We start from the raw sequence: 12,451 nt of genomic DNA on the forward strand, positions 1-12,451 counted from the left end.
TGACAAACGGGCGATCACGGCGGAGGAGCCCCTCGTTCGTGGGGTCCCCGCCGACGGCCGCGTCCGGACGGCCACGTCGAGGCCGGTCACGGGCGTGCCGTCCGGTGCGGAGGCCGGGAGCCGGGCGGGGTCGCGCGCACCGGGGCGACACCCGGGTGCCGCGGTGCGGGACGACACGCGGGTACTGCGATGCCTGACGGCACCCGGGTACTGCGATGCCTGACGACACGCGGTGCTGCGATGCCGACCGGGGCGGCCGTGGCCGGAGCGGGGGTGCGACCGGTTCCGGCCGCTGCCCGTCCGGTGGGCGGGGCGGGCGGCGGTTCCGGGCGGGACGCGGCGGCCGACGGGACGCGACCGGCACGCGCGCGTGCATCTCACCTCCGTGGGCGTGCGCGTCACCGCGTGCGCGTGCACGTCACTCCGTGCGCGTGCGTGTCACTCCGTGTGCCCCTCCCCGCGCCCGGCCGCGACCCCTACCGCGTCGGTCAGGCGGTCGAGTACGGCGGCGGCCTGCTCGTCGGTGATCGTCAGGGGCGGCAGCAGTCGTACGACGTTCGAGTGCGGGCCGCCGAGGTCGACGATCAGGCCCCGCCTCAGACACTCCCGCTGGACGGCCGCGGCGAGTTCGGGCGCGGCCGGGCGAGGCGGGCGACCGGTCGGCGGCCGGGTGCCGGACGCCACCAGACCTGGGTCAACGGACGGTTCGGGCGTGACGTGCGTCGCGTCCTCCGGTCTCACCAGTTCGATGCCGATCATCAGTCCCCGGCCCCGTACCTCGCCGACGCAGGCAAACGCACGGGCGAGATCGCCGAGCTGGGTCAGCATGCGTGCGCCGAGCCGGGCCGCGCGCTCGGCGAGCCGGTTCTCGCGGACGTGGGCGAGCGTGGCCGTGCCGGCGGCCATGGCGAGCTGGTTGCCGCGGAACGGGCCGGCGGGTGTGCCCGGTTGTCCGGCGTCGAGGTCCTCGCGGTGGACCAGCACGGCGAGCGGCAGGCTGCCGCCGATGGCCTTGGACAGGATCATGACGTCGGGGGTCGCGCCGCTGTGCTCAACTCCCCAGAACGTGCCGGTCCGTCCGACTCCCGTCTGGGTCTCGTCCACGATCAGCGGGATGTCCCGCGCGGCCGTGATGTGCCGCATGCGCCGCAGCCACGCGTCGGGGGCGGGCAGCACCCCGCCCTCGCCCCGCACGGGTTCGAGGATCATCCCGGCGGGCGGCGGCACGTCCGGCCGGGCGCCGTCGAGAACGGACTCGGTCCAGCGGGCGGCGAGTTCGGCGCCGCGGCTGCCGCCGACGCCGAACGGGCAGCGGTAGTCCTGCGGGTGGGGCAGGCACGCGACCCGCGCGTCGAGCGGGTCGCCGGGCGCGTCGAGTGCCGCGGTGGACGGGCCCCGGTGGGCGTCCGCGAAGGCGACCAGGCCGGTCCGTCCGGTCGCGGCGCGGACGAGCCGGAAGGCGGCCCGCACGGCGTCGCCGCTCGCCGCTCCGCAGAACCGCACGCGTGCGTGGGCGGCGAGTTCGGGCGGCAGCGTCTGGAACAGTTCGGTGAGGAAGGCGTCCTTGACGGGTGTCGCGAGGTCGGGGACGTGGAGCGGGGCGCCGGAGTCGAGGACCTTGCGGATCGCCTCCAGGACGACGGGGTGGTTGTGCCCGAGGGCGAGTGTCCCGGCGCCGGAGAGGCAGTCCAGGTAGCGGCGGCCGTCGGCGTCCTCGATGGTCAGGCCACGCGCGCGTACCGGCACGATCGGCAGGGCGCGCGCGTACGTGCGTGCCGCCGCCTCGCGTGCCGACTGGCGCCGCGGCCCGGCCTCCTGCCCGGCACGCGTCCGATCGCCGGCCGGCCGGTCACCGGTGCCGTCCGGGCCCTCGCCGCCGGCCGACCGCCCTCCCCCGGCCCGGCTCCCGCCCCCGGCGAACCGCCCGCCGTACGTCCCGTCGCCCCCACGCTCCCGGCGCGCGGTATCCACCACGGCTTTCCGCCTCCCGCTTTCCAGGGAGGGCCGCGCACCGACGGCGGCCCTCCTGCGCTACCAACCCCGGACCGCTCGCGGGGTTACGGGCCGGTCGCGGTTCCTGGCGCCGCGGTCGGCCGTGTCCGGCCCCGGCTCCCGCAATGCGGCCGCCGGACGGAGTGCAAAGCGTCATGCATGCATTCCTGCCGTGGCAAAGGAGACCGTTGCTCATCTTCCCTCCACGAATTGCCATTGGTATAGATCACGGAAGAACAGAGCCCGATATCCTGCCGACACCGGACCGACACCGGGTTGTCCGGCGTACGGAAGCCCGGACGGGCGAGCCGGCGTTCCCGGCCGGAACGCGGCAACCGGTGAACGGCGATCGTCCGGTTCGTTGCCAACACCACTGACCGCGTTGAACGTTGCTCAAACAGGCGCCTGCGGGACTGAACACCTACTGGCCCATAATTTCTGAATAGGTGGATTCATTCCGATTGACCGTTTGGTTGGCATCTCCTCCGGTGGCGCGACGGCTACCACAGCAGCCCCGGGGTACAACGGCGGCACACCAGGCAAAGTTGGCAACTTGGGGTCAGCGCAGGCCGGATACGCGCGAGTAACCGTCCCCATAGCACCCAAAGCGGAAGCAACACTACGGGTTCCCGCCGACCTCGTTGCAGCTTGCTGTCACTGACAGCACCGCAAGAACTGGATATCGTCGGGAAGTCGTGATTACCTACACCTGATTTCGGCCGCACCGTGAGCACAAAGCCCACGACCGATCCACAGCTTGCGTTTCATTGCCCTGCAGGCAATGCGTCACGGTTGGGCGAAATTAACTTTTGGTTTAAACAATGCGCCGAGCGGGGGCCGGCGGTGGTGCTGTGCGCCACTCAGCGGGGGCCATCCTGAGCCGGTACACGCGCGGCGACGCAATGTGGAACAACATGGGGGCGCACGCGTGGCTGGCACTTTGTTCGAACTTCCAACGGTCGGCGAGCTTGAGGAAAACGCCCCCCAGGGCCATGCCGCTCGCCTGGAGCAGACGCTGCTGCAGGCCCGGGGTCTCATCGAGTACACGGTCTCCCTGCACCGCCGCCGCCCGGCGACGGCGTCCGGCCTGACGCACATGGACGCCGAAGTGACTGCCGAGACCCTCGAAGAACTCGTGCTCAGGGCACGCAGGTCGGTGAACGTGGCGCTCACCGGCTCGGTCGCCTTGGTGGAAGCTGTGCTGCGGGCCCTGGTACAGGTGCCGAGCGGGGTGACCGTACGGGTCCTGTGCAGCCCGGCCGCCGCCGACGTGGCGCCCGCCCGGCTGCGCAGCCTCCCGGCCGTCCGGGTGTTCCCGCACGAGCTGTGCGGCATCGTCGTGGTCGACGGCACGTCCGCGTTCCTGCGGCTGGGCGCCAAGGGCGCGGAGGACGGCAGGGCGGCGGTGGTCACCGACTGCGCCGCGGTCAGCACCCTCCAGTTGCTGTACGCCGGCGTCTGGTCGCGCGGCCGCAAGCTCGTCGACCACCCCGAGCTGAGCCCCCGTCTGCGCTCCGACCTCACCCGCCGCATCCTGGAGCAACTGCGCTCCGGACGCACCGACGCCACCGCCGCGCGCGAGTTGCAGGTGTCCCTGCGCACCTACCGGCGGCATGTCGCCGAGATCATGCGCGAGTTGAACGCGTCGTCCCGTTTCCAGGCCGGCGTGCGCGCCGTCGAGATCGGGCTGCTGCCCAAGGCTCCGTGACCGCCCGGGCGGGACGCCGCCCGGGGTCATGAGGACCGAGGAACGGAACATCCGACGAGAAGTGGGGGCACACCGTGTGCAGCCAATCGGGGGACGAGTTGGAGCATGCCCTCCTGCAGCTCAGAGAGTTGATCGAATCGACCATGATCATCCACCGGGACCGCAGTCGGCGGGAGCAGCTCATCACGGCGCTCCCCGGGGGCTACGGCAAACTCATCGGCGTCACGCGTGAGCTGATCCAGCAGGCCACCAGGACCGTCGACATCCTGCGCTCCCGGGTGCCCGCCCCCGGCAAGCGGCTGGAGAAGATCGGGCGGCTGGAGTCCGACCTGCTGCACTTCCCCCGGGACTCGGTGGCGGTGCGGCTGCTCGCCAGCCCCGACCTGGTCGGGGAGTCCTTCTGGAAGCGGCTGCCCCCCGAGCACCAGGGGAGGTTGGCGATCCGGGTGGCGCGGCTGCCGCCCCTGCAGGTCCTCATGGCCGACGGTGCCACCGCCCTGGTGGTCGTCGGCCCGCCCGCCGAGCGCCGGGCCTCCCTGATCCGGGTGCCCGAGGTGCTGGAGGCCCTGGAGACGCTGTTCGAGAGCATCTGGAGCAGCGCGGTGCCGCCGAACGAGGACGTCGTCTTCGGCGACCGTGACCGGGCGATACTGGCGCGCCAGATACTGAGCGCCATGCGGGCCGGTGTCACCGACGAGGTGGCCGCCCGTGAACTGACCGTCTCGGTGCGGACCTACCGGCGTTACGTCGCGGAGATCATGACCCTGCTCGGCGCCACGTCCCGCTTCCAGGCGGGGGTCCGGGCGGCGGAGCTGGGGCTGCTGCCGCGCGGCGACAACCCCTGGCAGGACGGCGCCGGCCGCTCGTGAAGAGGCCGGGCGCAGGTTCCTGAAACGCGCGTTGCCCCGTGCCGGAGGGGGCAGTTGGATGGACTCGCAGGGAATCGGGATTCATCTTCAGGGTGGTTCCCCGTCTCCGGCGGTTCTCCCCGTAGCCGCCGGTCCGCGGCGGCCCGTACCGGCCTGACCGGTGCGGGTCCCCGTGCCCTCGACGACGTCCGTGCGGAAGGTGGGTCCATGGATCAGCGGCCGATCGGTCTGGTGTTTCCCGGTCAGGGAACGCAGCGTCAGGCAATGGGCGCCCCGTGGCGGGACACGCCGTCCTGGGAGATCACCGCGGAGATCTCCGAGGCCACCGGCGAGGACATCGCCGACCTGCTGCTCAACGCGTCGACGGAACAGCTGCGGCGCACCGACCTGGCCCAGCTGTCCGTGTTCTCGGTCGCGATGATCGCCCACGCCGAGGCGGTACGCCGGGAGGCGTTCGACGGGCCCGTGGTCGCCTGCGCCGGTCACAGCCTGGGCGAGTACGCCGCCCTGACCGCGGCCGGCGCCTTCACCGTCGGCGCCGCCGCGGCCCTCGTCGCGGCGCGCGGCCGGGCCATGCGGGAGGCCTCCGGTGCCCGCGAGGGCACCATGGGCGTCCTGGTCGCGGCCCCGCTGGAGGACGTGGAGCAACTGGTGGCCACCGTGCGGGACAAGGGCGCGGACGTGTGGGTCGCCAACGTCAACGCCCCCGGGCAGACCGTGGTCTCCGGGGCCGTCGACGGGGTCGGCCGGGTCGCGGACGAAGCGCCCTCGATCGGCGCCAAGTTCATCCGCCTCCAGGTCGGCGGCGCCTTCCACAGCCCGTACATGGCGCCTGCCGCGGAGGCCCTCGCCACCGCCCTGAAGGAGACGCCGGCCGCGCCGCGGCACCTGCCGGTGGTGGCCAACGTCGACGCGCGGCCCTACGACGGCGACTGCGGCTGGACCGAGCTCGGCACCCGCCAGCTCACCTCGCCGGTGCTGTGGGAGGAGAGCGTCCGCACGCTCACCGGCACCCTCGGCTGCGGCCGGCTGGTCGAACTCGGGCCCGGGCGCACCCTGGCGGGGCTGATCCGCCGGATCGTCCCGGACGTCGAGGTGGTGTCCGTGGACAGCCCGGCCGCCCTGGACTGACGACGAACCGCGCGAGCAGAAGAGAGCCGGACACCATGGCATCTGTTCCCGACGGCACGCGGCCCCGCCGCCGCACGGCAGCGTCGCCACGGGCGGCGCGGCCCGGGTGCCTCTCGCACGCCGCCGGCCGCGGCGCCTTGGCACGGCAGGTGACCCGACGATGACGACGGTTCCCCAGGAGTGGGTCAGCGGTGTCGGGGTGCTCGACAAGGCCTCCACCCTGCTGGCGATCGTGGAGCAGGCCCCGACTCCGCTGAGCGAGCTGGTCTCCCGCAGTGGCCTGACCCGGCCCACCGTGCACCGGATCGCGGTGGCGCTGGAACGGCTCGGACTGCTCAGCCGGGACTTCCACGGCCGCTTCGTCCTCGGGCCCCGGCTCGGCAGCATGTCGGTCGAGGCACGCTACGACCGGCTGGCGCAGGCGGCGACTCCGGTGCTGGCCGAACTGCACGCCCGTACCGGACTCGACGCCCGGATCCTGCGGCGCCGCGGCAGGCTGCAGACCTGCGTCGCGGCCTGCGCGGGCGGTGCTCCTGGACCCGACGGCTCCGAGCGGGTGCCGGTCGGCATGTCCCGGCCCGCCCTCGCCGGCGCGGTCGCGCTGGTGCTGCTGGCGTGGGAGGAGCCCGAGGAGATCCACGAGGGTCTGCACGGCGCCCGGTTCACGGCGGCCCACCTCGCCCAGGTGCGCCGCCGGGGCTGGGCCCGCGGGCCCGACGTGATGCAGCCGGGCGCCGTCGCGTTCGCCGTGCCCGTGCAGGACACCGGCGACCGGGTGGTCGGCGCGCTGTCGGTGTCGGGGCCGCCGAGGCGGATGGACTCGCTGCCGGGCCGGTGGCTCGCCGCGACCGTGTTCGACGCCGCCGCCGATCTGGCCGACGCGCTGCGGCGCGCCCACGCCGTGCCGTCCCAGCGGGGCAGGGCGGCCGCAGGGACCTGAGCGGGCCGGCGACGCCCCGCCGCGGCGGGTTCCGCCGGCCCGCTCAGCGTTGTGTCTTGGTGATGGTGAACAGCACCCGCAGCACCAGGACCGAGCTGATGAGCAGCATGTTGTAGCCGAAGACGTCGAACAGCCGCAGCGACCCGGCGACCCGCGGACCGCCCTGGGTGGACAGCAGCAGGATTCCCAGGAGGCCGGTCAGCGCGCCGAGGAAGGCGAGCAGCACGTCACGGACGATGCCCCGTATGAAGCGCCGGTCCCGTTCGTCCGCGAGTATCCGCACGTTGACGCTGAGCCTGCCCTGCTCCAGGGCGCTGCTGATGCGTTCGGCCCGGCGCGGCAGCCGGAGCAGCATGGGGAGCACGGCGGCGGCCTCGTCGAAGACGGACCGGGTCAGCTGCCGCGGGGAGAGTCTGCGGGCCAGTTCGGTGGAGGCGAAGGTCCGCGCCTCCTCCACGAGGTCGAATCCCGGCACGAGCCGGTTCAGCGCGCCCTCGACGGTGGCCAGGGCCCGGAAGGCGGCGGCCACTTCGGGCGGGACGGTCAGGCCGTACTGGGCGACGAGCAGGAACAGGTCGGTGAACATCTCGCGGCCGGGGGGCCCGGAGGAGGCGAGGTGCCGGGCCGTGAACCGGCCCAGGGCGCGGGTGAAGCGTTCCTCGTCGATCTCGTCGGGACGCTCGACCAGCTCCAGCAGGGCGTCGGACAGCGCCTGCGGGTCGTTGCGGTCGATGGCCATGAGCAGGTCGCGCAGGCTGGAGCGCAGCATCTGGTCGATCCGGCCGACCGAGCCGAAGTCGACCAGTCCGAGCCGGCCGTCGTCCAGGACGAGGACGTTCCCGGAGTGCGGGTCGGCGTGGAAGACGCCCCCGATCATGATCTGGCCCAGCAGGCAGCCGAACAGGTCGCGGGCGAGCTGCTCGCGGTCCAGGCCCTGCGCGTCGATGACGGTGTCGGCCCGGTTCAGCGTGACGCCGTCGAGCCACTCGACGACCAGCACCCGTTCCGTGCACAGGTCCTGGTGGACCTGGGGCAGGCGGACCTTCGCTCCGGGGCCGGAACCGTCCGGGCCGGTGCCCTTCGCTCCGCCGTCGCTCTCCTCGCCGGAGCCGCCCGCCATCCGGTCGGTGTTGGCGGCGACCACCGCGGTGTTGCGGGCCTCGGTACGGAAGTCCAGCTCCTCGTGGAGCGAGTCCGCGAAGCCCTGCACGAGTTCGCGGGAGCCGACCGTCCGGCCCCAGGTGGTGTTCCGGTCCAGGATCTGGCTGATCCGGAAGAGGATGTCGAGGTCCTGCTCGACGATCTGCCGGGCGCCGGGCCGCTGGACCTTGACGGCCACGGCACGGCCGTCGCGCAGCCGGGCGCGGTGCACCTGGGCCATGGAGCCGGCCGCGAGGGGTTCGGGGATGAACTCCGCGAACACCTTCTCCGGCGGGGCCTTCAGCTCCTCGGCGAGGACGCGTTCGATGTCGGGCCACGGTTCCGGGGCGACCTCGTGCTGCAGTGAGCTCAGCTCGTCGACGAACACGTCGGGCAGCAGGTCGTAGCGGGAGGACAGCACCTGGCCCAGCTTGACGAAGGTGGCCCCGGCCTCCTCCAGCGCCAGCCGCAGGGACCTGGCCAGCGCGGCCTGGTCCTGCAGGCTCGCGGTGCCGCGCCGGGACCGGCCGGTGAGGAAGCGGCGCAGCCCGTGCCGTACGGCGATCCTGCTGAGCTGGGTGTAGCGCCGGCTGCGGGCCAGGCGGCGGCGCAGGGCGCCGGGCCAGCGCACCATGCCGCGCACGGAGCCGTTGGACGCGGGCGCCTCGGACAGGACGAGGAAGAGCATCGCGCCGAGCAGGGCCGCGCCCAACTGCACGGTCACCAGCGGGGTGCGGCTGGCCTCGGGGCCCATCGGCGTGCCGACCACGCCGGCGGCCAGCAGCCCGGCCACGACGGTGAGAAGTGCCCGGACCGCGCCGATGCGCAGTCCGAGCACTCTGCGGGCCAGTACGGCCATGATCACGGGGCCGAGCAGGGCCGTGGCGCCTGCGATCAGGAGAACGTCGACTGCATTCACCTCGCCGAGCGTAGGCGCTGTCATGCTCTGCCCGGTCACATGATCTGTCAGGAGCCCGATTCCCCTCCGGTCAGGACCGGTCGGCGGTGACGGGTTCCGGCGCCGACGCCTGGGCCTCGTCCGACTCCGGCCGCGGTTCCACCCGGACACGGCCGGGCCACCACGTCCGCTCGCCGAGCAGCGTCGTCACCGCGGGCACCAGCAGCACCGCCATCACGAAGGCGGTGAGCAGGATGCCGAACGCGACGGCGAAGCCCATCTGCCGGAGCATGGAGTTCTGCGCCAGCAGCAGGACACCGAAGGTGCCCGCGAGGATGACGGCGGCCGTGCCGATGGTGGAGGTGGAGTGCGTGATGGCCAGGCGGACGGCTTCCCTCGGGGTGCTGCCGCGCCCGACCTCCTCGCGCAGCCGGGCCACCATCAGGATGTTGTAGTCGGTGCCGATCGCCACCACGAAGAGGTAGACGATCACCGGCAGGGTGAAGGGCAGGCCCGCCTCGCCCGCGATGTTCTGGAACAGCCACACGGTGGAGCCCAGCGTCGCGGCGAAGCCCAGTCCGACCGCGACCATCAGGTACAGCGGCGCGACGACGCTGCGCAGCAGCAGGCCGAGGATCAGCATGATGGCCAGGCCGGCCGCCGGGAAGACCACGGAGTAGTCGCGGTTGGTGGCGTCCTGGATGTCGGCGAGCACGGCCGAGGTGCCGCCGACGAGGGCGCGGGTGCCCTCCGGTGCCGCGTCGTGGGCCGTGTCCCGCAGGGGTCCGCCGAGCAGTTCGACGGCCTTGTCGCTGTCCGGCTTGTGCTTGAGGACGACGCCGAACTTGGCGATGTCGCCCTTGGGCGCGAGCACGCCGGGCATGACGCGCCCGAAGTCGGCCGCGGCCAGCTCCTTGGCGTAGGCGTCGACCTGGCCCTGGGCCAGCTTGCCGCCGTCCTTCGCCTCCAGGAACACCCAGGTCGGGTCGGTCTGGCCGGCCGCGAAGCCGCGCTCCAGTTCCTTCGCCGCCTGCACCGACTCCAGGTCCTTCGGCAGCGAACTGCTGCTGTCGAACACGGTGTTGAGGCTGAGGACGCCCGCGGCGAGCACGGCGAGCAGGCCGCCGGAGACCGCGGCGACGAGGCCGGGACGGCGCCCGGTGAGCGAGCCGGCGCGGCCGGCGAGCGTGTGCTTCGGTTCCTTGCTCCACGCCTTGGACGGCCAGAACGCCTTGGTGCCCAGCAGCGAGAAGACCGCCGGGACGAGCGTCAGCGCGGCCACGAGGGTGACGCCGACGGAGATCGCGAGTGCCGGGCCCATCGCCTTCAGCATGCCCAGGCTGGACAGCAGCAGGGCGAGGAAGGCGACGATCACGGCGCCGGCGGCCGAGGCGATGGTCTCGCCGACCCGGGTGACCGCGTCGGCCATGGCCTCCTTGGGCGCCTGGCCGCGGCGCAGGAACTCCCGGTAGCGGAACAGGAGGAACAGGATGTAGTCGGTGCCGACGCCGAACAGCACCACGATCAGGATCGACCCGATGGAGGCGTCCGCCTCGAACCCGCCGGCCGCGGAGGCCATGGAGATCAGGCCGGTGGCGACGACGAAGACCAGGCCGATGACGAGGACCGGCAGGATCGCGATGAGCGGGCTGCGGAAGATCGCGGCCAGCAGCACGATGAGCAGGACCAGCGTCGCCATCATGATCATGGCGTCGGTGTCGCCGGACGACTCCTTGGTGTCGAACGCCGTCGCCGCCGACCCGGTGATGCCCATGTGCAGTGAGGTGCCCTTGAGGAGGGGTTTGGCCTCCTCCCGCATCTCACCCACCGACTCCATCAGGGTTTCGTCGTAGGGGTTGTCGGTGGTCGCGAGGATGCTCGCCAGGGCGATCTCGCCGTTGGCGGACACGGCCTGCGGGCCCGTCTCCACCTTGCCGATCTTCTCCAGGCCCGCCTTCTCCAGACCGGCGGCGACCTTCGCCACGTCCGCCAGGTCGCCCTCGGTCAGCCTGCCGTTGTCGTCACGGCGGAAGACGATCACCGAAGCGGGCTGCTCCTGCTGCGGAAAGGCCTTCTTCTGGAGCTCCCCGGCCTGCACCGATTCGTAGTGGGAGGGCAGGAATTCGGCCTGATCACTGACCGGCTTCAGAGGCGGGGCCAGGGAGGCCACGCCGATCGCCGCGATCACCCACGCCAATATGGTCAGCCATGGGTGTTTGACGGCGGACCGTCCGACCCGTCCGAACATGGGGGGAGGCTCCTTCTCAGGGGTTGCAAGGGCGCACCGATTCTCACCGCGCGCGTTCCCCCCTGCCGGTTCCCGGAGAAAAGCTGGCATCAAGCTGCCGCGTCCGTCGCGAAATACCCGACGCGTATGACGTTCCGCTGTTTCTCCGATTTCCGGGCGTATTCGCCCGGAGCGTCGGGCGACTCACTTCCAGGGCCGCCCTGGCACCTTCATGCCAGGTCCGTTGTCGCCATCTGAGTGAACTGCGAGGGTTGCAACCGGAAACAGCGGAAGACGCTCATTCAGAGGCTCCGTTCCCGCGCTCCCGACAGGATGAGTTACCTCGTGACCGCAGACCAGCTGTACGAGGCTCCGACCCATGCCGCGCCGGACGGTGGCCGCGCGCACGCCGCCGAACTCCTGAGGCGGCTCGGACCCGACGAGCCGAAGTTCCAGGCGCGTGTGGGCGAGGCCCTGGACCACGTCGAGAGTCTGCTGCGCGCGTGCACGCGGGACGCGGCCGACCCCCGGGTCGCGGCGCTCACCGGGCACCTCGCCGCCACGGGCGGCAAGCGCATGCGGCCCCTGCTGGTGCTGCTGGCCGCGGAGTTCGGGGACCCGGCCAGGGAGGGCGTCGCCCAGGCGGCCGTCGTCGCCGAACTCGTCCACCTCGCCTCGCTCTACCACGACGACGTGGTGGACCGGGCGGCCACCCGGCACGGCGCCCCCAGCGCCAACGCCCTGTGGGGCAACCGGCCGGCGATCCTGGGCGGCGACTGGCTGCTGGCCCGGGCGGCGCGGCTCTCCGCGGACCTGGTGCCCGAGGCGCTCGCCCTCAACTCCCGTACGGCGAGCCGCATCGTCGCCGGCCAGATGCGCGAACTCGTGGGGCCGGTGCCGGGCGAGGACCCCGTCACCCACTACTTCCGGGTCACGGCCGGCAAGACCGCCGCGCTGCTGGCCATGTCGCTGGGGGTCGGCGCCCACCAGTCCGGCACGTCCCCGGACGTCGCGGACGCCCTCATCGAGTACGGGGAGCAGCTCGGCATCGTCTTCCAGATCGCCGACGACCTGCTCGACCTGTTCTCCCCCGCGGCGTCCAGCGGCAAGGAGCAGGGCAAGGACCTGCTGATCGGCGTGCCGAGCCTGCCGGTGCTGCTGGCCCGGGAGAGCACCGACCCGCGGGACGCCGAGCTGCGTGAGCTGCTGGCGGCGGGGCCCGTCGCGGGCGCCGGCCGGCACCGTCGCGCCCTCGACCTCTTCGCGGTGTCGCAGGCCGCGGTCCGCACGCGGACGATCATGCACCAGCGGCTGGCCCTGGCGAGGACGGCGCTCGACGCGCTGCCGCCGCTGCCCGCGCGTGACGCGCTCGACGCGCTGTGCGACTTCGTGGCCCGGCGCACGGGCTGACCCGCCGTACCTCGGGGCGGCCGACGCCGCCTCGCCGTGGGCCGCCTCGCCCTGAGCCGCCTCGCCGTGAGCGTCTCGCGGAGCCGGTTTGGCCGGGCGCCGGTCTGGCAGCGGGCGCCCCTCCGGGGCCGTGTGC

General features: G+C 72.8%; 8 protein-coding genes. 5 read left to right on the forward strand and 3 right to left on the reverse strand.

The features are described 5' to 3' along the window. Positions 1–438: 438 nt before the first annotated feature. Positions 439–1,746: an aminotransferase class III-fold pyridoxal phosphate-dependent enzyme gene (locus QC282_RS27145; protein ID WP_279552232.1), complete on the reverse strand. Its 1,308-nt coding sequence runs from the start codon at positions 1,744–1,746 to the stop codon at positions 439–441. 1,174 nt (positions 1,747–2,920) lie between these two features. Here QC282_RS27145 and QC282_RS27150 point away from each other — a divergent pair. The 4 genes from QC282_RS27150 (at position 2,921) to QC282_RS27165 (ending at position 6,640) form a co-directional block, all read left to right on the forward strand. Further along, positions 2,921–3,700, forward strand: coding sequence for a DNA-binding response regulator (locus tag QC282_RS27150; RefSeq protein ID WP_279552204.1), 780 nt, complete (start codon positions 2,921–2,923; stop codon positions 3,698–3,700). Between the two features lie 128 nt (positions 3,701–3,828). Continuing rightward, complete coding sequence (locus QC282_RS27155; RefSeq protein ID WP_279552205.1) at positions 3,829–4,569, forward strand: LuxR family transcriptional regulator; 741 nt, start codon at positions 3,829–3,831, stop codon at positions 4,567–4,569. A 207-nt stretch (positions 4,570–4,776) separates the two neighbouring features. Further along, positions 4,777–5,700 carry an ACP S-malonyltransferase gene (locus QC282_RS27160; RefSeq protein ID WP_279552206.1) on the forward strand — a complete coding sequence of 308 codons (924 nt, stop codon included), beginning with the start codon at positions 4,777–4,779 and terminating at the stop codon, positions 5,698–5,700. Between the two features lie 160 nt (positions 5,701–5,860). Then, positions 5,861–6,640 carry an IclR family transcriptional regulator gene (locus QC282_RS27165; RefSeq protein ID WP_279552207.1) on the forward strand — a complete coding sequence of 260 codons (780 nt, stop codon included), beginning with the start codon at positions 5,861–5,863 and terminating at the stop codon, positions 6,638–6,640. A 43-nt stretch (positions 6,641–6,683) separates the two neighbouring features. Here QC282_RS27165 and QC282_RS27170 read toward each other — a convergent pair whose 3' ends face one another. After that, positions 6,684–8,699: an AarF/ABC1/UbiB kinase family protein gene (locus QC282_RS27170; protein WP_279552208.1), complete on the reverse strand. Its 2,016-nt coding sequence runs from the start codon at positions 8,697–8,699 to the stop codon at positions 6,684–6,686. A 70-nt stretch (positions 8,700–8,769) separates the two neighbouring features. Beyond that, the gene (locus tag QC282_RS27175; RefSeq protein ID WP_279552209.1) at positions 8,770–10,926 is read right to left on the reverse strand and encodes an MMPL family transporter; all 2,157 of its coding nucleotides are present in this window, start codon (positions 10,924–10,926) and stop codon (positions 8,770–8,772) included. Positions 10,927–11,250: 324 nt separating this feature from the next. Here QC282_RS27175 and QC282_RS27180 point away from each other — a divergent pair, with 324 nt between their 5' ends. After that, positions 11,251–12,315, forward strand: coding sequence for a polyprenyl synthetase family protein (locus QC282_RS27180; RefSeq protein WP_279552210.1), 1,065 nt, complete (start codon positions 11,251–11,253; stop codon positions 12,313–12,315). The last annotated feature ends 136 nt before the right edge of the window (positions 12,316–12,451 follow it).

Source organism: Streptomyces sp. DH24 (assembly GCF_029813775.1).
Classification (GTDB): domain Bacteria; phylum Actinomycetota; class Actinomycetes; order Streptomycetales; family Streptomycetaceae; genus Streptomyces.

Coding starts and splice junctions, on each gene's coding strand:
- QC282_RS27160 (WP_279552206.1), top strand. CDS start 4,777: ATGGATCAGCGGCCGATCGGTCTGGTGTTTCCCGGTCAGGGAACGCAG.
- QC282_RS27165 (WP_279552207.1), top strand. CDS start 5,861: ATGACGACGGTTCCCCAGGAGTGGGTCAGCGGTGTCGGGGTGCTCGAC.
- QC282_RS27175 (WP_279552209.1), bottom strand. CDS start 10,926: ATGTTCGGACGGGTCGGACGGTCCGCCGTCAAACACCCATGGCTGACC.